17 protein-coding genes are annotated in these 17,402 nt (G+C 68.9%); 7 read left to right on the top strand and 10 right to left on the bottom strand.

Going from position 1 to position 17,402, the window contains the following annotated elements:
- Nucleotides 1-21: 21 nt before the first annotated feature.
- Nucleotides 22-2,325 carry an alpha-xylosidase gene (gene yicI / locus BLW00_RS18120; protein WP_092556811.1) on the top strand — a complete coding sequence of 768 codons (2,304 nt, stop codon included), beginning with the start codon at nucleotides 22-24 and terminating at the stop codon, nucleotides 2,323-2,325.
- A 20-nt stretch (nucleotides 2,326-2,345) separates the two neighbouring features.
- Nucleotides 2,346-3,830: a GH1 family beta-glucosidase gene (locus BLW00_RS18115; RefSeq protein ID WP_092556809.1), complete on the top strand. Its 1,485-nt coding sequence runs from the start codon at nucleotides 2,346-2,348 to the stop codon at nucleotides 3,828-3,830.
- Nucleotides 3,831-3,844: 14 nt separating this feature from the next.
- Here the strand turns inward: BLW00_RS18115 and BLW00_RS18110 are convergent, their stop codons facing one another.
- Nucleotides 3,845-4,309 carry a MarR family winged helix-turn-helix transcriptional regulator gene (locus BLW00_RS18110; RefSeq protein WP_092556807.1) on the bottom strand — a complete coding sequence of 155 codons (465 nt, stop codon included), beginning with the start codon at nucleotides 4,307-4,309 and terminating at the stop codon, nucleotides 3,845-3,847.
- A gap of 137 nt (nucleotides 4,310-4,446) precedes the next feature.
- Between BLW00_RS18110 and BLW00_RS18105 the strand changes: the two genes are divergently transcribed.
- The 3 genes from BLW00_RS18105 to BLW00_RS18095 all read left to right on the top strand — a co-directional run bounded on the left by BLW00_RS18105 (nucleotide 4,447) and on the right by BLW00_RS18095 (nucleotide 6,541).
- The gene (locus tag BLW00_RS18105) at nucleotides 4,447-5,004 is read left to right on the top strand and encodes a YceI family protein (RefSeq protein WP_175494363.1); all 558 of its coding nucleotides are present in this window, start codon (nucleotides 4,447-4,449) and stop codon (nucleotides 5,002-5,004) included.
- 21 nt (nucleotides 5,005-5,025) lie between these two features.
- Nucleotides 5,026-5,775: an SDR family NAD(P)-dependent oxidoreductase gene (locus BLW00_RS18100; RefSeq protein WP_092556805.1), complete on the top strand. Its 750-nt coding sequence runs from the start codon at nucleotides 5,026-5,028 to the stop codon at nucleotides 5,773-5,775.
- A 322-nt stretch (nucleotides 5,776-6,097) separates the two neighbouring features.
- Nucleotides 6,098-6,541, top strand: coding sequence for a MarR family winged helix-turn-helix transcriptional regulator (locus tag BLW00_RS18095; RefSeq protein ID WP_092556803.1), 444 nt, complete (start codon nucleotides 6,098-6,100; stop codon nucleotides 6,539-6,541).
- 78 nt (nucleotides 6,542-6,619) lie between these two features.
- Here the strand turns inward: BLW00_RS18095 and BLW00_RS18090 are convergent, their stop codons facing one another.
- From BLW00_RS18090 to BLW00_RS18055, 8 genes are all read right to left on the bottom strand, one after another.
- Nucleotides 6,620-7,396: a fumarylacetoacetate hydrolase family protein gene (locus tag BLW00_RS18090; RefSeq protein ID WP_092556801.1), complete on the bottom strand. Its 777-nt coding sequence runs from the start codon at nucleotides 7,394-7,396 to the stop codon at nucleotides 6,620-6,622.
- A 10-nt stretch (nucleotides 7,397-7,406) separates the two neighbouring features.
- Nucleotides 7,407-8,519, bottom strand: a complete 1,113-nt coding sequence (locus BLW00_RS18085; protein WP_092556799.1) for a branched-chain amino acid aminotransferase — start codon at nucleotides 8,517-8,519, stop codon at nucleotides 7,407-7,409.
- 25 nt (nucleotides 8,520-8,544) lie between these two features.
- Nucleotides 8,545-9,618: a 3-isopropylmalate dehydrogenase gene (locus tag BLW00_RS18080; protein WP_092556797.1), complete on the bottom strand. Its 1,074-nt coding sequence runs from the start codon at nucleotides 9,616-9,618 to the stop codon at nucleotides 8,545-8,547.
- A 9-nt stretch (nucleotides 9,619-9,627) separates the two neighbouring features.
- Nucleotides 9,628-10,959 (bottom strand): RNA polymerase sigma factor, encoded by a 1,332-nt coding sequence (locus tag BLW00_RS18075; RefSeq protein ID WP_092556795.1) that lies wholly within the window; start codon nucleotides 10,957-10,959, stop codon nucleotides 9,628-9,630.
- Nucleotides 10,956-11,321, bottom strand: a complete 366-nt coding sequence (locus tag BLW00_RS18070; RefSeq protein WP_092556793.1) for a YciI family protein — start codon at nucleotides 11,319-11,321, stop codon at nucleotides 10,956-10,958. The genes BLW00_RS18075 and BLW00_RS18070 overlap by 4 nt, the downstream gene beginning before the upstream one ends.
- A 286-nt stretch (nucleotides 11,322-11,607) precedes the next feature.
- On the bottom strand, nucleotides 11,608-13,200 hold the full coding sequence (gene serA, locus BLW00_RS18065) for a phosphoglycerate dehydrogenase (protein WP_092556791.1): 1,593 nt from the start codon (nucleotides 13,198-13,200) through the stop codon (nucleotides 11,608-11,610).
- A gap of 186 nt (nucleotides 13,201-13,386) precedes the next feature.
- The gene (locus BLW00_RS23580; RefSeq protein WP_092556789.1) at nucleotides 13,387-13,746 is read right to left on the bottom strand and encodes a hypothetical protein; all 360 of its coding nucleotides are present in this window, start codon (nucleotides 13,744-13,746) and stop codon (nucleotides 13,387-13,389) included.
- A gap of 1 nt (nucleotide 13,747) precedes the next feature.
- Nucleotides 13,748-14,443 (bottom strand): hypothetical protein, encoded by a 696-nt coding sequence (locus BLW00_RS18055; protein WP_092556786.1) that lies wholly within the window; start codon nucleotides 14,441-14,443, stop codon nucleotides 13,748-13,750.
- Between the two features lie 185 nt (nucleotides 14,444-14,628).
- Here BLW00_RS18055 and BLW00_RS23575 point away from each other — a divergent pair, with 185 nt between their 5' ends.
- Complete coding sequence (locus BLW00_RS23575; protein ID WP_175494361.1) at nucleotides 14,629-14,784, top strand: hypothetical protein; 156 nt, start codon at nucleotides 14,629-14,631, stop codon at nucleotides 14,782-14,784.
- A gap of 89 nt (nucleotides 14,785-14,873) precedes the next feature.
- On the opposite strand, the gene BLW00_RS18050 is transcribed toward BLW00_RS23575, so the two are convergent.
- Entirely contained in the window at nucleotides 14,874-15,779 is a 906-nt protein-coding gene (locus BLW00_RS18050) for an alpha/beta fold hydrolase (protein ID WP_092556784.1), read from the bottom strand.
- Nucleotides 15,780-15,932: 153 nt separating this feature from the next.
- Between BLW00_RS18050 and BLW00_RS18045 the strand changes: the two genes are divergently transcribed.
- Nucleotides 15,933-17,366, top strand: coding sequence for a DHA2 family efflux MFS transporter permease subunit (locus BLW00_RS18045; protein WP_245741666.1), 1,434 nt, complete (start codon nucleotides 15,933-15,935; stop codon nucleotides 17,364-17,366).
- The last annotated feature ends 36 nt before the right edge of the window (nucleotides 17,367-17,402 follow it).

The following is a 17,402-nucleotide window of genomic DNA, read 5'->3' as shown; positions in this document are numbered from 1 at the left end:
CGACCGATACGAAGGAATTCAATGAAGTTCACCGACGGCTTCTGGCACGTCCGACCCGGAGTCTCCGCTGTCTACGCCCAGGAGGCCTACGACATCGAAGCACGCGGCGGCAGCCTCGTCGTATCCGCCCCCACGAAGCGCATCGAGTCGCGGGGCGATGTGCTCAACCGGCCGTTGCTGACGGTGACGCTCTCGTCGCCGCTCGAGGGCGTGGTGCGGGTGCGGATCGAGCACTTCCAGGGAGCGCGGCCCTCCCCCGGCTTCGAGCTGGTCGGCGCCGAACCGGGAGTCGGCGCGGCGCAGGTCGACGGCGATGCCGGCACCCTCACCACCGGCTCGCTCACCGCTCGTATCGCGACCGGGGCGCCCTGGTCGCTGAGCTTCCACTCCACGAACGACGACGGTCAGACCCGCGCGCTCACGGCGAGCGGCCACAAGTCCGTCGGCTACATCACCCTCGCGCCCGGGGCCCCGGTGGCAGCGGAACCGGCCGGCATCGCGGGCGTCACCGCTACAGGGCTCGCATCATCCGCCCATTACGTGCACGAGCAGCTCGACCTGGGTGTCGGCGAGACCATCTACGGGCTCGGAGAGCGCTTCGGCCCGGTGGTGAAGAACGGGCAGACCGTCGACTCCTGGAATGCCGACGGCGGCACGTCGAGCGAGCAATCGTACAAGAACGTGCCGTTCTACCTCTCCTCGGAGGGCTACGGCGTGCTCGTGAATCATCCCGAGCACGTGTCGTTCGAGGTGGGCTCAGAGGCCGTCGAGCGGGTGCAGTTCTCGACCGCCGGCGAGTCGTTGGAGTACTTCGTGATCGACGGGCCCACCCCGAAGGACGTGCTGTCGCGATACACCGCGCTGACCGGCCGGCCCGCGCGCGTGCCCGCCTGGTCGTACGGTCTGTGGCTCTCGACCTCGTTCACCACCGACTACGACGAGGCCACCGTCACGAGCTTCATCGACGGCATGAAGGAGCGCGAGCTGCCCCTGTCGGTGTTCCACTTCGACTGCTTCTGGATGCGCGAGTTCAACTGGACCGACTTCGACTGGGACGCCCGCACCTTCCCCGACCCGGAGGGGATGCTCGCCCGCCTGCACGAGCGCTCGCTGCGCGTGTCGGCATGGCTGAACCCCTACATCGCCCAGCGCTCGGCCCTCTTCGCCGAGGGCGCCGCCGCGGGCTACCTCGTGAAGCGCCCCGACGGCACGGTGTGGCAATGGGACTTCTGGCAGGCCGGGATGGGTCTGGTCGACTTCACCAACCCGGAGGCGCGCAGCTGGTTCCAGGAGAAGGTGCGCACCCTCGTGCGGCAGGGCGTCGACGCCATCAAGACCGACTTCGGCGAGCGCGTGCCGCTCGACGTGGTGTGGCACGACGGCTCGTCGCCCGAGACCATGCACAACCTCTACACCCAGCTCTACAACGAGGCCGTGTTCGAGGTGCTCGAGGAGGAGAACGGGGTGGGCTCCGCAGTGCTGTTCGCCCGCTCGGCAACGACGGGCGGGCAGCGGATGCCCGTGCACTGGGGCGGCGACAACTCCTCGTCGTTCGTGTCGATGGCCGAGACGCTTCGCGGCGGGCTCTCGCTCGCGCTGAGCGGATTCGGCTTCTGGAGCCACGACATCGGCGGATTCGAGGGCACACCCGATCCGGAGGTGTTCAAACGCTGGGTCGCGTTCGGGCTGCTGTCGTCGCACTCGCGACTGCACGGCTCCACGAGCTACCGGGTGCCGTGGGCCTTCGACGAGGAGGCCGTCGAGGTGACGCGCCGGTTCTCCACCCTGAAGTTGTCGCTGATGCCCTATCTCTACTCGGTGGGTCTCGAAGCGCACGCCTCCGGAGTGCCCTTCATGCGCCCGATGCTGCTGGAGTTCCCCGCCGATCCGGCCGTGCGGTACCTCGACCGGCAGTACATGATCGGATCGTCGATCCTGGTGGCGCCGGTGTTCTCGGCGTCGGGAGTGGTGGACTACTACCTGCCGGCCGGCACGTGGACGCAGCTGCTCACCGGAGAGACCGTCGTTCAATCCGCGGGCACCTGGCGACGCGAGACGCACGACGTCTTCAGCCTTCCGCTCTGGGTGCGTGGCGGATCGGTGCTGCCGATGACCTCGCGGGTCGATCGACCCGATCACGACTACTTCGAGTCGCTGTCGTTCGTGACCTATCCGGGCGACGGCGGGCCGTCGTCGGTGACGGTGACATCTCCCTCCGACGGGCGAGCCGTGGTCTTCGACGTCGCGCGGGCCGGCGACGGCTCCATCGAGGTCACGACGGATGCCTCGGACGTCGAGTTCTCGGTCACGGCGGCCGGCGCATGAGCGCGGAGGATGCTTCCGGGATGACGACGGGACGCGACGATTTCCGTGACACGGGTCTGAAGTTCCCGCCCGGTTTCGTGATCGGTTCCGCCACCGCGGCCTACCAGATCGAGGGAGCCGTCGACGAGGACGGACGAGGGCCGTCGATCTGGGACACCTTCAGCCACACGCCCGGGAGAGTCTGGAACGGCGACACCGGCGACGTGGCCGACGACCATTACCACCGCTGGGAGGCCGATCTCGACCTGATGCAGGAGCTGGGTCTCGAGTCCTACCGCTTCTCGATCGCCTGGCCGCGCATCCAGCCCACCGGCCGGGGACCGGCCCTGCCCGAGGGGATCGCGTTCTACTCGCGGCTCGTCGACGGCCTGATCGCGCGCGGGATCACGCCGATCGCCACGCTCTACCACTGGGATCTGCCGCAGGCGCTCGAGGACGAGGGCGGCTGGACAGTGCGTTCGACGGCGCTGGCCTTCGCCGAATACGCTCGGGTCGTGGGCGAGGCGCTCGGCGACCGCATCGCGGTCTGGACGACGCTGAACGAGCCGTGGTGCTCGGCCTATCTCGGCTACGGTTCTGGAGCGCACGCTCCCGGGATCGCATCGCCGGAGGCGGCGCTGCGCGCCGTGCACCACCTGAACCTGGCGCACGGGCTCGCGATCGCCGCACTGCGCGAGGTGGTGACCAACGACCCGCAGTACTCGATCACCCTGAACCTGCACGTTCTCCGCGCCGAAGCGGGGTCGGGCGAGTCCGGAGCCGACGCGGTGCGCCGGATCGACGCCATCGCGAACCGCGCGTTCACGGGTCCGCTGCTGCACGGCGCCTACCCGGCCGACCTGTTCGAGGACACCGCCTCCATCACCGACTGGTCGTTCGTTCTCGAAGGCGACCTCGCCGCGATCAACCAGCCGATCGACGTGCTGGGGGTGAACTACTACGCCACCACGCTCGTGCGGCACTGGGACGGGGTCTCCCCGCGATCGATGGCCGACGGGCACAAAGACGTCGGCGGCTCGCCGTGGCCGGGCGCCGACGACGTGGAATTCCTGCCGCAGGAAGGGCCCTACACGGCGATGGGGTGGAACATCGACCCGTCCGGACTGCTCGAGCTCCTGCTGGCCCTGCACGAGGAGTTCCCGTCGCAGCCTCTGATGATCACCGAGAACGGAGCGGCGTTCGAAGACGTCGTGTCGTTCGACGGGATCGACGGCGCACCGAGGGTGCACGATCCGTTGCGGGTGGACTATCTGCAGCGCCATTTCACGGCCGCGCATCGCGCACTCGCCCAGGGGGTCGATCTGCGCGGCTACCAGGTGTGGAGCCTCCTCGACAACTTCGAGTGGGGCTACGGCTACTCCAAGCGTTTCGGGATCATCCGCGTCGACTACGACACCCAGGAGCGGATCCTGAAGGACAGTGCGTTGTGGCTTCGCCGCCTCATTGCCGAGCGAGCCATCCCGTCCCCCGAGGAACAGGGAGACGAGGGGCGCCCGCTCGCCTGAACGGGAGCGGGCGTCTAGGAGCGCGGGGCCGACGACCGGAGGTGATCGGCGACGGGTCTCAGGATGCGCGCCAGCTCGCGCGCATCCTCGGGCGTGATGTGGTCGAACACCTGACGGCGCACCTCGACGACGTGCCCTGGTGCGGCGGCGACCAGGAGCTTCCATCCCGCGTCGGTGAGCGAGATGTAGCGGTTCCCGCCGATCCGCTCGCGCTCCACCAATCCGCGCTCACAGAGCCGCGACACCGTGTGCGACAACCGGGACAGGGAGCCGAACGTCACCACGCTGAGATCCAGCATGGTGAGAGTGCGGTTCTCCGCCGTCGACAGCATGGCCAGGATCGAGTAGTCGAAGCGGCCCACTCCGGAGTCCCGCTTCAACTGCTGGTCGATCACGGTCGGCAGGAATTCGACGACCGCCAGCATCTGAATCCAGGCGTCGGCTTCATCAGGCGCCAGCCACGGGGTGTCATCGACCATGGGCACCATCATCGGCCGAATTGCTTGACGACTCAAGCTGAGGACCTCTCGAGCTGGGCTACTTGACATTTCAAGTAGAAGGCAGGCAGGCTTCTACTTGAAATGTCAAGTAATGCGAACAGAAGGGCCACCCATTCATGACCATCACCGCCACCAGCATCCCCGGCTACGTCCCCGGCACCTGGAAGGTCGATCGCGATCACGCGCGGATCACCTTCAGCGTTCGCCACCTCGCCATCAGCAAGGTGCGAGGAACGTTCGACGAATTCGACGTCACCCTCGTCACAGCCGAGGACCCCGCCGACTCCACGATCGAGGCGACGATCGAGATCGCCAGCGTGAACACCGCGCAGCCCGCACGGGATGCACACCTCCGCACGAGCGACTTCTTCGCCGCCGAGGAGTTTCCGCAGATGCACTTCCGCTCCACCGGCCACCGGACCGACGGCGACCGACTGCTCATCGACGGCGACCTGACTCTGCGGGGCGTGACTCGCCCTGTGACCCTGACCACGGAGTTCGGGGGCATCGCCACCGACAGCCTCGGTCAGGTGAAGATCGGCGCCGAAGCGACCACCACGATCGACCGCACCGAGTTCGGGGTGAACTGGAACGCCGCCACCGAGGCGGGTGGGCTGACGCTCGGCACCACGATCGCGATCGCCATCGAGATCCAGTTGACGCTGCAGAAGTAGCGACCGAGGGAAGGAAGCGTCATGCGACGAGTTGAAGGACGAACCGCCGTGGTCACCGGCGGCGCCAAGGGCATGGGCGCAGCCACGGTCCGCCTCCTGGCAGCCGAGGGGGCGAATGTCGTCGCGGCAGACGTCGACATCACCAGCACACAGTCACTCGCCGACGAACTGGGCCCGCGCGTGCAGGCCGCCACCCTCGACGTCCGGTCACCCGAGTCCTGGGCCGAGGTGATCGAGCACACCGAGCGTCGGTTCGGCACGGTCGACATCCTGGTCAACAACGCCGGCATAGCCGATCCCGCGCCTCTTGACGAGTGGGACGTCACACGGTTGCAGCGCATGCTCGACGTCAACCTGATCGGCGTCTTCAACGGCATCCAGGCGGTGTCCCCGAGCATGCGGGCGGCCGGGCACGGCTCGATCGTCAACATCGGATCGGTCGGCGGCTTCCAGGGCGTGCCCCGGATGTCCGGCTACGTGACGGCCAAATGGGGCGTGCGCGGACTCACGAAGACCGTCGCGCTGGAACTCGGCCCGTACGGGATCCGGGTCAACGCAGTGCACCCCGGACAGATCAGAACACCCATGACGGCAGGAGTCGTCTTCGACACCAGCGGCATCGCGCTCGGCCGCGTCGGCGAGCCGGAGGACATCGCACAGGCCGTGCTGTACCTCGCCTCCGACGAATCGCGGTTCGTGACCGGCGCCGACCTCACGGTCGACGGCGGTCAGCTGGCCGGGCCCGCCGACTACGACGGCCTGCCCGACTGAGCTCCTCCTAGGGGCCGACACGCAGAGACACGGCAAACGGGCGGAGGTCCGAGCCCGCCGGCGACGCCATCGGCGCCGGCCGCTCGGACCTCCGCCCGTTCCCTTGCGCGCCCACGCACCACGGTAGACGTCTTGTTAGTTTATATACATTAACCAATTCCGACCGCATCGTGCCCTACCAATCAGGGCTCGTCATCGTGTTCGACGCGGCGGCCATCCTGTCGGTGATCGCGGCAATCGCCTGGTTCAGTCGGGGCAAGAAGTACGTACATGTGAAAGACTCGTCGCAACCCGCCCACTCGGTGACCGAAAGTCAAACTCGATGACGAATGAATCCAGCCTGGACCGTGCCGAAATCGCCGCCCGCCTCGCGCTCTCCGTGGGGCGCTTGAACCGGCGCATCCGGGCGACCAGCGACACCCTCACCCCGGGTCAGATCTCGGCCCTCTCGACCATCGTGCGGTGCGGCCCGATCCGCCCCGGCGACCTGGCCCGTGTGGAGCGCGTCGCCGCTCCCACCATCACCCGTCTGCTCGCCGACCTCGAGACCAAGAAGCTGGTCACCCGCACGGCCGACCCCGACGACGGGCGGTCGTTCTTCGTGGGGTCGACGGATGCCGGTGCCGAAGCCATCCTGCGCGCCCGCACCGAACGGGCGCAGCACGTGCTCGAGCTCTTCGAGGAGCTCACCGACGAGCAGATCGCTCAACTGGCCGGTGCCCTCGACGCCCTCGACACGGCCGCGGGCCTCACGCAGAACCCCTGATACCGCGTCGATCCGTCACTTGTTGTCGCTCTGGAACCTCCAAAGCGACACGAACTGACGGATCGGCGAACGCGTGGCTCAGAACACGGGGTTGCTGAGCACTCCGAGGCCCGAGATCTCGATCTCGACGGTGTCGCCCGCCTCCATGGGTCCGACGCCCGCCGGGGTGCCGGTGAGGATGACGTCGCCCGGCAGCAGGGTGAACGCAGCCGACGCGTAGGCCACGATCGTCGGCACGGAATGGATCATGTCGCTGAGCGGTGCGCTCTGCTTCAGCACCCCGTTCAGCCGCGTCTCGACGGTCGCCGAGGCGAGGTCGAACTCGGTCTCGATCACGGGGCCGAGCGGGCAGAAGGTGTCGAAGCCCTTGGCCCTCGCCCACTGGCCGTCGGAGGCCTGCAGGTCGCGCGCGGTGACGTCGTTGGCGACGGTGTAACCGAAGATCACGCTCGCCGCGTCGGCCGCGGGCACGTTCTTCGCCACGCTGCCGATCACGATCGCCAGTTCGCCCTCGAAATCCACGCGGTTCGACTGGGGCGGTCGCACGATCCGATCGCCCGGACCGATCACCGAGGTGTTGGGCTTCAAGAACAGCAGCGGCTCCTTCGGGGCCTCCCCGGTGTTCATCTCGGCCACGTGGTCCTGGTAGTTCTTGCCCACCGCCACCACCTTCGAGCGGGGAATGACCGGGGCCAGCAGCGTCGCATCCGCGAGCGGCACGCGTTCTCCCGTGGTGTCGAAACCGGCGAACATCGGGTCGCCGTTCAACACGACGAGCTCGGTACCTCCGCCCTCCGCCTCGTCGAGGATCCCGAAGTTGATGGCGCCCCCATGACTGAACCGTGCGATCTTCATGCGCGGCGCCTCAGGCGTCCAGCCTCGTGAGCCAGCCGTGGCGGTCGGGGAGGCGGCCGTACTGGATGTCGGTGAGCTCTTGGCGGAGCGACATGGTGAGCTCTCCCGCAGGTGCGTTCTCATCGCCGATGGTGAAGTCGGGCGACTTCAGGGCCGAGATGGGCGTGATCACCGCGGCGGTTCCGCAGGCGAAGACCTCGGTGATGTCACCCGATGCCACGCCGTCGCGCCACTCGTCGATCGTGACGTCGCGCTCCTCCACGGTGAGTCCGCGATCCCGTGCCAGCTGGATGATGCTGTCGCGGGTGATGCCCTCGAGGATGGTGCCCGACAGACGCGGGGTGACGATCTTGCCACCCTGGTGCACGAAGAACACGTTCATGCCGCCGAGCTCGTCGACGTGCTCGCCGGTCTCGCCGTCGAGGAAGAGCACCTGCGCGCAGCCGTGCTCGTAAGCCTCCTGCTGGGGCAGCAGCGAGGCGGCGTAGTTGCCACCGCACTTGGCCGCACCGGTGCCGCCGCGGCCGGCCCGCGAGTATTCGGTCGAGAGCCAGATCGAGACCGGAGCCACGCCACCCGAGAAGTAGGCGCCCGCGGGGCTCGCGATCACGTAGTAGCCGACCTTCTGCGAGGGCCGCACCCCGAGGAACGACTCGTTCGCGATCATGAACGGCCGGATGTAGAGGCTCGTCTCGGGGGCCGACGGCACCCACGATCCGTCGACCGCGATGAGCTGCTTGAGCGACTCCACGAAATCCTCGACCGCGAGCTCCGGCAGCGCGAGGCGGCGAGCGGAGCGCTGCAGGCGCTCGGCGTTCTTCTCGGGCCGGAAGGTCCAGATCGAGCCGTCGGCGTGGCGGTAGGCCTTGAGACCCTCGAAGATCTCCTGCGCGTAGTGCAGCACGGCGGCCGAGGGGTCGAGCAGCAGTGGGCCGTAGGGGATGACGCTGGCGTTGTGCCAGCCCTCCGTCACCGTCCAGTCGATCTGCACCATGTGGTCGGTGAAGTGCTTGCCGAATCCGGGGTCGGCCAGGATGACCTCGCGTTCCGCCTCTGCGCGCGCATCCTGCGAGGGCGTGAGCTCGAACTGGAGGGGGAAGGTGGAGGTCGGTGCGAGAGTCATGGTCCGTCTTTCGTCGGTTCTGTCGTCAGTGGGAGTTCTCGAGGGCCGGCGTGGTGATCGCCGAGACGATCGCGTCGCCGATCTGCGTCGTCGTGCGCGGCGATCCGTCGCGCGCCGCGATGTCGGCGACGACGGCCTCACGCACGCGGGCCGCCTGGTCGGCGAGGCCGAGGTGGTCGAGCAGCAGAGCGACCGAGAGGATCGCGGCCGTGGGATCGGCCTTCTGCTGCCCGGCGATGTCGGGAGCGGAGCCGTGCACCGGTTCGAACATCGAGGGATACGTGCCGTCGGGGTTGATGTTGCCCGAGGCCGCCAATCCGATCCCGCCGCTGATTGCGCCGGCCAGGTCGGTGAGGATGTCGCCGAAGAGGTTGTCCGTGACGATGACGTCGAATCTAGCAGGATCCGTGACGAAGAATATCGTCGCGGCGTCGACATGGAGGTAGTCGACGGCGATTTCGGGGTATTCGGATGCCACGCGGTTGACGGTGGACTGCCACAGGCTGCCGGAGAACACGAGAACGTTCGTCTTGTGCACGAGCGTGAGCTTCTTGCGGCGGCTCGCCGCCTTCTCGAAGGCGTACCGCACCACGCGCTCCACGCCGTAGGCGGTGTTGACCGACACCTCGTTGGCGATCTCGTGCGGCGTGCCGACGCGGATGGCGCCGCCGTTGCCGACGTAGGGCCCCTCTGTGCCCTCGCGCACCACGACGAAGTCGACGTCGCCGTGCGAGGCCAGGGGGCTCGGCACGCCGGGGTAGATCGTGGTGGGGCGGAGGTTCACGTAGTGGTCGAGTGCGAAGCGGAGCTTCAGCAGCAGGCCGCGCTCGATGTTGGCGTTCTTGAGTCGCGGGTCGCCGGGCACTCCCCCGACCGCGCCGAGGAGGATCGCGTCGTGGCCGCTGATCGCCGCCAGGTCGTCGTCGGTCAGCACATCGCCCGTCTCGAGGAACCGCGCGGCGCCGAGCGAGAAGTGCGTCTTCTCGAACGCGACATCGCTGCCCGCAGTGACGGCGTCGAGCACCTTCACGGCCTCGGTGACGACCTCGGGGCCGATCCCGTCGCCGGGAATGAGTGCGAGCTTGAGAGTGCGTGCCATGGATCAAGATTACTTGTCCCCGAAGGGTCCGATCCGCTTCCCCTGGACTTCTCGCACCCGCCTGGCCAGGAAAGAACGCACGGCGTCGTTCGACTCGCCCTCCAGCGCGCGGTCGTAGGCGTGGGCCGCCTCGATCGGCCTGGCGGCACGACGCAACAGATCGCCGCGCACGGCCCACACCTGGCGAGCGAAGGCCGCGCCTCCGGGCGTCGAGTCGGCTGTCATTTCGTCGAGATCCCCCAGGGAGACGCCGAGGTCGGCGCCGGGGAGGAAACTGCGGGCCACCAGGCGGTTCAGGCGTGCGGCGGGTGACGGCCAGGAGGCGACGAGGGCGTCATAGAGGGAGACGATCGAGACCCAGTCGGTGGCCTCCCAGGTGGGCGCCTGGGAGTGCAGGCCCGAGATGCCGGCCTGCAGCGCGAAGCGGCCACGGCCGGCGAGGGCGATCGTGGCCTGGCCGAGACCCTCCTGGATCATCGCGGTGTTCCAGAGGGAGCGATCGGCGTCTTCCAGGCTGACCACCTCCCCCGCGGCATCCGTTCGCCCGTGGGCCCGGGCCTCCGTGAGCAGCAGCAGAGCGAGGAGGCCTCGGGCTTCGAGGTGGCGTGGTCGCAACCGCACCATCGAGCGCGCGAGCGACAGTGCGCTCTCGGTGGTGACCGCACTGCTGATGGCGTCGCCCGCGAGGGCCGTGTGACCGGCGGTGTACAGGAGGTAGACGATGGCGAGCACGTCGTCGGTGCGGGCGGCGAGCTCCGTGGCATCCGGCTGCTCGAGGCGGATGCCCGACGACTGGATGCGTTTCTTCGCCCGCGTCAGCCGCGCCGCCATGGTGGCCTGCTTCACCAGGAAGAGCTCGGCGATCTCCTCGGTGGGCACCCCGCAGACGGCGCGCAGGGCGATGGCGAGGCGCGCCTCCTCGGCGAGCTCGGGGTGGCAGGCCATGAAGAGCAGTTGCAGCCGGTCGTCGTCGATCGACACGCCGAACGGATCGGCGCCCGCCTGTTCGGCCGCCGCGGCCTCGCGATCGGCGGCCTCCGCGGCGAGACGGCCGAAGTTGCGCACGAAGCCGGCCTCGCGGCGCATCCAGTCGACGGCGACGTGCTTCGCGGTGGTGGTGATCCACGAGGCAGGATTGCGCGGCATGGCGGATGTGGCGGCATCCGGCCCCGATGCGCCCGGTGCGGATGTGGCCGCCGTAGCCGTCAACACCACCAGCCGCGCGAATGCCTCCTGCACCGCGTCTTCGGCGAGCTGAAGGTCGCCCGTGAAGCGCAGCACGCTCCCGAGGATGCGAGGCCACTCCTCGCGGAAGGCGACCTCCAGTGCACCGGTGGTCACATCGCGTTCGTTTCCATCACCGGGAAGAGCTCGAGCCAGCCGCCGGTGGGTACGAGGGCGGCGAGCTCGCGGGCCTGTGCCTCGTTCTCGACCGCGATCTTGTAGTACCCGGAGATGATCTCCTTGGTCTCCGTGAAGGGGCCGTCGGTGTACACGGCGGGCGCCCCGTCACGGGCCGGGGTGATGCGCACGGCTCGGTCACTGGACTCGAGGGCGTCGCCGCCCAGGATCTGCGCACCGGCCGCGGCCACGGCCTGGGCGAACGCGCCGTGTTCCTGCATGGCGGCGGCCCACTGCTCCTCGGTCACCGCTGAGGAGTCCCACTCGGGTTCGCGGATGAGGACGATGTATTCCTTGGTCATGATGTCTTCTCCTTCGGTTCCGTCGGAAGGTGTCAACCGACATCCTTACGACGAACGCTAGCCGCCGGATTCGACAGCCGAGAAGAAAAACTTCGAGAACCCACCCGCCTCTGTCCGAGACGGCAAGCCGCGGGCCGCACTCGACGACCCAGGGTGAGCACGAGGCCGCGCCAGCGACCTCACGCGAACATGTCGCCCGGCGCCGCAGAAGCGGCGGCGCCGGCAACGAGCGATGCGCCACCCGCTGGGCGGCGCATCGCGGGAACCAGCGGCGCGGTACCCTCGCCTACTCTTCCGTGATGTCGATCTCGCGCATCAGGTCGGCCTCGATCGCACCTTGCAGCTTCTGGAGCAGACCATCGGGCACCGGGGAGTCGACGGTGAGCACGCTCAACGCCTGGCCGCCGGCCTCGTGGCGGGCGATCTGCATGCCGGCGATGTTGACGGATGCCTCGCCGAACTCCTTGCCGTAGACCGCCACGATGCCCGGACGATCGGTGTAGAGCATGACGATCAGGTGCTTCGCGAACGGCACCTCGACGTCGTAGCCGTTGATCTCGACGATCTTCTCGATCTGCTTCGTGCCCGTGAGGGTGCCGGAGACCGAGATCTGCGAGCCGTCGCTCAGGGCGCCGGAGAGCGTGATGACGTTGCGGTACTCCTCCGAGACGGGCTCGGTGATGAGGCGCACGGTCACGCCGCGCTGCTCGGCCAGGAGCGGCGCGTTCACGTAGGAGACGGTCTCGCTCACGACGTTGGTGAACACGCCCTTGAGGGCGGCGAGCTTCAGCACGCTGACGTCATAGTCGGCCAGTTCGCCCTTGACGACGACGTCGATCGACGTGAGCGGGCTCTCGGCGAGGCCGGAGAACACCTGCCCGAGCTTCTCGACCAGCGGGATGCCGGGGCGCACGTAAGGGTCGATGACCCCGCCGGCCACGTTGACCGCGTCCGGAACCAGCTCACCGGAAAGGGCCAGCCGCACCGATTTGGCGACCGAGACTCCTGCCTTCTCCTGCGCCTCGTCGGTCGAGGCGCCGAGGTGCGGGGTGACGATCACGTTCGGGAGCGCGAGCAGCGGCGACTCCTTCGGGGGCTCGGAGACGAACACGTCGAGGCCGGCGCCGGCGATCACGTTCGAGCTCAGGGCGCGGTAGAGCGCGTCTTCGTCGATCAGGCCGCCGCGGGCGACGTTCACGATGAACGCGGTGGGCTTCATCTTCGCCAGCTGCTCATCGGAGATCATCCCGGTGGTCTCCGGCGTCTTCGGCATGTGGATGGTGATGAAGTCGCTCTGCTCGAGCAGTTCGTCGAGGGTCACCAGGGTGACGCCGAGCTGCTGCGCGCGGGCGCTCGTGACGTAGGGGTCGTAGGCGATCACGTTCACGCCGAAGGCCTGCAGGCGCGCGGTGATGAGCGCGCCGATGCGGCCGAGGCCGATGATGCCGACCGTCTTCTCGTAGAGCTCGACGCCGGTGTAGGCGGAGCGCTTCCACTGTCCCTGCGCGAGTGCGGCGTGCGCGGCCGGGATGTGCCGGGCCAGGCTCAGGATGTGCCCGACCGTGAGTTCGGCGGCCGAGATGATGTTGGAGGTGGGCGCGTTCACCACCATGACACCGGCGGTGGTGGCCGCCTTGATGTCGACGTTGTCGAGCCCGACGCCCGCACGCGCGACCACCTGCAGCTTGGGCGCTGCGGCGATGGCCTCGGCGTCGACCTTCGTGGCGGAGCGCACGAGCACCGCGTTCGCGTCGGCGAGCGCCGCCAGCAGAGCGGGGCGATCGGTGCCGTCGACGTTGCGCACGTCGAAGTCGGGCCCGAGGGCGTCGACGGTGGCAGGGGACAGTTCTTCGGCGATCAGCACGACCGGCTTCGACACGGATCGGGTCCTTCGGTTGGTCTGGTGGGAGCCTCTCAACTGTAGTGCAGGCGGAATGAGGCCATGGACTCTGTGACGCTCGACGTCATCGTCGGCGTTCTGCGCATCCTGATCGCTGTCGTGTTCGTCGGCAGGGGCCTGAACCACTTCGTGCCGCGCACGATGGCGGCGATGATCCCGCCGGGGTCAGGCGGCCGAGGCGATGACCAGGATGTCGAGCGAGATCACCGAGACCACCGCGAAGCCCACGACGAACACCACGATGCGCCCGAAGTTCGAGAGCTGGCGGCCGATGACCAGCGCTGCGGCGTAGATCACGATCGGCACCACGGCGTAGGCGATCACCAGCGCCCAGATATTGCCCGGCACGGCCACACCGAAGCTCGAGAAGGTCGAGACCACGGCGATGAGGTTCGCGATGCCGCCCCACAGGTGGTAGGCGAACAGGAACGCGAAGACGAGGGCCACGGCCCAGCCGGCGCGGCCGAAGGTGCGGAAGCCGCGCTTCGCAGGCTTGACCGGCGCGGTCACGATAGCGTCGCTCATCTCACACCCCCATCAGGAACGGCCAGGGCACGAGTACGAGCACGCCGATGACGAGCCAGAGGAACCGGAACCGGATGTCCTTCGCCTGCGTGAGCAGCAAGGTGCCCACGAACCAGAGCGGCGTGGCCGCGATGGCGAGCGCCAGCGTGATGCGGTAGCTCACCACCGAGAAGTCGACCGTGAGCGGTGTCTGGTAGCGCGAGAAGCTCACGATCCAGCCGATCGTGTAGAGCAGGTACACGCCGCCGAGGATGCCCATGCCGATCAGGGCGGGCGAGCTCAGCTGCTTCGACGCGGCCTCGGCCTCGGCGAGCTCCTTGTCGACGGCGCGGTCTTCGGCCTCCTCCGCCTCGTCGAGCACGGTGCGGCGGGCGGGCGCCGTGGCAGGCGCAGCAGATGCGGCCGCGGGCGCTGCAGCGGACGTCGAAGCGGCCACGATCGCATCCGGCACGGTAGCGGCGCGAGCGGTCGCGGCAGAACCATCCGAGGCGGAGGCGGGCGCGGCGGAGGCGGCGGAACCGCCGGCTGGCGGCGTGGCGCGCTCGGTCGGCGCGGATACGGCGGCCGCGGATGCCTCGGGCAGCTCGGTGATCTCGTCGTCCGGCGCGTCGCCGGCGATCGGCGACACCACGGGCGCAAGGGTCGGGTCGTCGTCGCCCGCCCAGGCGAGCGCGTCGTCATCCCGGCGATCACTCATGCCATCACCCTATCGCGCACCCTCCCGAGCCTCACCTCACGGGTAGGGCGTTCGAAACCGCACTCCTGCGCACGACCGGGGTGTGGAGGGGGTCGGTTGGCACGAGGTTTGCGATTTCGAACGAACAGCCCGCTGTACGCGACAGGCGACGGCAGTCAGGCGGGGGTGACGGATGCGACGGCGCCTTGGTGGCTCGCCTCCACCGCCCGTCCGGCACGGGAGCCATGGGTGGGGCCGGGGGCGTCAGCCGTTCGAACAGCGTCCTCCTGGAGCTGGATCAGGCCGTGGGCACGCCTCTCGCCGCGGCGGGCGTGCTCCAGAACGCCGTTCGCGCCGACTGAGCGCCCCGCCGCCACCCCTCGAGTCGCCAAGACACGCCGCAAACCCCACAGGGGTTGCGGCGTGTCTTGGCGACTCAACGCCCAGCCGCTTACGTGAGCGCGGCCACGTCGCGCACCGCTGCGGCGAAGGCGTCCGGCGCCTCCTGCGGCAGGTTGTGGCCGGCGTGCGGCACCTGGCGGTGCTCGCGAGGACCGCTGAAGTGCGGGGCGCTCGCCGACCCGTCGGTCGCGGGAAAGTTGCCGTCGGCCATGCCGTCGAGCGTGATCGTGGGTACGGAGATCGCCGGCAACGCGGCCAGCGCCTGCTCGGCGGCTTCGTACTCGGGAGCGCCGGGCGCGGCGCCCAGTCGGTGACGGTAGGAGTGGATGACGACGTCGACATAGTCGGGGTTCTCGAACGATCGCGCGGTGCGGTCGAGCGTGGCGTCGTCGAACGGCCACTCCGGTGAGTTGCGCCGCCAGATCACCTCGGCGAGCTCGCGGCGGTTCGCCGTGAGTCCCGCGTATCCGCGATCGGTCAGGAAATAGAAGAAATACCAGAACCCGGCCTCGAGCGCCGGCGGAAGCGGTTTCATCGCAGCACGGATGTCGTGGATGAGGTATCCGTTCACCGACACCAACCCGGTCACCCGATCGGGCTGGAGTGCCGCGGCGACGCAGGCGGCCCGGCCACCCCAGTCGTAGCCCGCCAGCACGGCTCGCGGGATGTCGAGCGCGTCCATCACCTCGACCACGTCGGCGCCCAGCGCGGCCTGCTGGCCCGAGCGAGGCGTCTCGGGGTCGAGGAACCGGGTCGGGCCGTGACCGCGCAGATACGGAACGATGACGCGCCGGCCCTCAGCGGCCAGCCTCGGCGCGACCTCGCGGTAGCTCTCCACGTCGTAGGGAAAGCCGTGCAGCAGGATGACCGGGGCGCCGTCGTCGGGCCCCGTCTCGAGATAGGAGACGTCGAGGGTGCGCGTCTGCACGGTGCGGAGGGTAGCGGTCGACGTCATGGTCTCGCCTGTCTGCCTGGGGGAACGATACAAGCCACGACCGGCCACCGCACCGGCTTGTGACCACCGCGAGGGCGCCTCCGTCGTCACAGCCGGCCGGCCGGGCCGGTCAGAGCTGCAGAGACGACTCCGAAGAACGACGGAAGGATGCCCATGCCCACCCCAGAGATCCGCAGCGCCGGTCGAATGAGCCGCCATCAGCGCCTCGTGCTCGCCATCGCCATCCTCGCGTCGTTCGTGGCGTTCCTCGACGGTTCGGTGGTGAACGTCGCCCTGCCTGCCATGACGGGCGAACTCGGCGGCGGACTCGGCGTGCAGCAGTGGGTGGTGGATGCCTACCTCATCACGCTCGGGTCGCTCATCCTGCTCGCCGGCTCGCTGTCCGACGCGTTCGGGCGCTTCCGCATCCTGCGCATCGGGCTCATCGGCTTCGGCGTCGCCTCGCTGCTGTGCGCGGTGGCGCCCACGGCGGAGTCTCTCATCGTCGCGCGCCTGCTGCAGGGCGGGGCCGCGGCACTTCTCGTTCCGAGCTCTCTGGCGATCATCATCTCGACCTTCAGCGGCCCGGCGCAGGGCCGGGCCATCGGCACCTGGACGGCGTGGACCGGAGCGGCCGGCATCACCGGACCGCTGCTCGGCGGCATCCTCGTCGACACGGCGTCGTGGCGGCTGATCTTCGCGATCAACGTCGTCCCGATCATCGTCACCGTCTGGCTGATGTCCCGGGCCGGCGGCGATGAGCGGCCCGCCCGGGATCATCGACCGAAGGTCGACGTGGTGGGCGCCACGCTCGGCGCGGTCGGCCTCGGCGGCCCGGTGTTCGCCCTGATCGAGCAGGGTCGCTACGGCTGGTCGAGTCCGGCGTTGCTGGCGCCCCTGGTCGTCGGGCTGCTCTCCCTCGCCGCCTTCGTGTGGTGGGAGCACCGGCACGAGAATCCGATGCTTCCGCTGGGCCTGTTCCGGGTGCGCAACTTCGGCTTCGGCAACATCGCCACCCTGTTCATCTACGGCGCCCTCTCGGTGGGGTTCTTCTCGATCGCCGTGTTCGTGCAGCAGATCGCGGGGTTCAGCGCGACGGCGGCGGGCCTCGCGACGCTGCCGTCGACGCTCGTGATGCTCGCCCTCTCGCCGCTGTTCGGCCGCCTGGCGGGCCGCTTCGGGCCGCGGTCGTTCATGAGCATCGGTCCGGTGATCGCGGGCCTCGGGTTCCTGCTGACGGCCACCGCCGACGCCGAAGTGGACTACTGGCTCCAGCTGTTCCCGGGCATCCTGCTGATCGGGCTCGGGCTCGCCGTGACGGTCGCGCCGCTCACGAGCGGCATTCTCGGTTCGATCGACCCGGCGCGGGCCGGCATCGGGTCGGCGGTCAACAACGCCGTGTCGCGCGTGGCCGGCCTGGTGAGCATTGCACTGGTGGGCGTGGTCGCGGGCGGTTCGCTCGGCGAGCAGGGCTTCGGGCGCGTGGTGGGGCTGGCCGCGGTGCTGATGCTGGCGGGCGGCATCGTGTCGTTCGTCGGCATCCGAAACCCGCGCACACCGTCATCCGCCGCGGTGCCTCATGTCGCCGCGCACACTGTTCGCAGCTGAAACGCCGAAGGGCCCCGGAACGCGAGTTCCGAGGCC

The sequence above is a fragment of the Herbiconiux ginsengi genome (assembly GCF_900107435.1).
Classification (GTDB): Bacteria; Actinomycetota; Actinomycetes; order Actinomycetales; family Microbacteriaceae; genus Herbiconiux; species Herbiconiux ginsengi.
The sequence above is the reverse complement of the archived record's forward strand: the minus strand, read 5'-3'. Positions and strand labels throughout refer to the sequence as shown.

What these genes read in the sequence shown, in the direction of transcription:
- yicI (WP_092556811.1), top strand. Translation starts at nt 22, where the DNA reads ATGAAGTTCACCGACGGCTTCTGGCACGTCCGACCCGGAGTCTCCGCT.
- BLW00_RS18115 (WP_092556809.1), top strand. Translation starts at nt 2,346, where the DNA reads ATGACGACGGGACGCGACGATTTCCGTGACACGGGTCTGAAGTTCCCG.
- BLW00_RS18110 (WP_092556807.1), bottom strand. Translation starts at nt 4,309, where the DNA reads ATGGTCGATGACACCCCGTGGCTGGCGCCTGATGAAGCCGACGCCTGG.
- BLW00_RS18105 (WP_175494363.1), top strand. Translation starts at nt 4,447, where the DNA reads ATGACCATCACCGCCACCAGCATCCCCGGCTACGTCCCCGGCACCTGG.
- BLW00_RS18100 (WP_092556805.1), top strand. Translation starts at nt 5,026, where the DNA reads ATGCGACGAGTTGAAGGACGAACCGCCGTGGTCACCGGCGGCGCCAAG.
- BLW00_RS18095 (WP_092556803.1), top strand. Translation starts at nt 6,098, where the DNA reads ATGACGAATGAATCCAGCCTGGACCGTGCCGAAATCGCCGCCCGCCTC.
- BLW00_RS18090 (WP_092556801.1), bottom strand. Translation starts at nt 7,396, where the DNA reads ATGAAGATCGCACGGTTCAGTCATGGGGGCGCCATCAACTTCGGGATC.
- BLW00_RS18085 (WP_092556799.1), bottom strand. Translation starts at nt 8,519, where the DNA reads ATGACTCTCGCACCGACCTCCACCTTCCCCCTCCAGTTCGAGCTCACG.
- BLW00_RS18080 (WP_092556797.1), bottom strand. Translation starts at nt 9,618, where the DNA reads ATGGCACGCACTCTCAAGCTCGCACTCATTCCCGGCGACGGGATCGGC.
- BLW00_RS18070 (WP_092556793.1), bottom strand. Translation starts at nt 11,321, where the DNA reads ATGACCAAGGAATACATCGTCCTCATCCGCGAACCCGAGTGGGACTCC.
- BLW00_RS23580 (WP_092556789.1), bottom strand. Translation starts at nt 13,746, where the DNA reads ATGAGCGACGCTATCGTGACCGCGCCGGTCAAGCCTGCGAAGCGCGGC.
- BLW00_RS18055 (WP_092556786.1), bottom strand. Translation starts at nt 14,443, where the DNA reads ATGAGTGATCGCCGGGATGACGACGCGCTCGCCTGGGCGGGCGACGAC.
- BLW00_RS18050 (WP_092556784.1), bottom strand. Translation starts at nt 15,779, where the DNA reads ATGACGTCGACCGCTACCCTCCGCACCGTGCAGACGCGCACCCTCGAC.
- BLW00_RS18045 (WP_245741666.1), top strand. Translation starts at nt 15,933, where the DNA reads ATGCCCACCCCAGAGATCCGCAGCGCCGGTCGAATGAGCCGCCATCAG.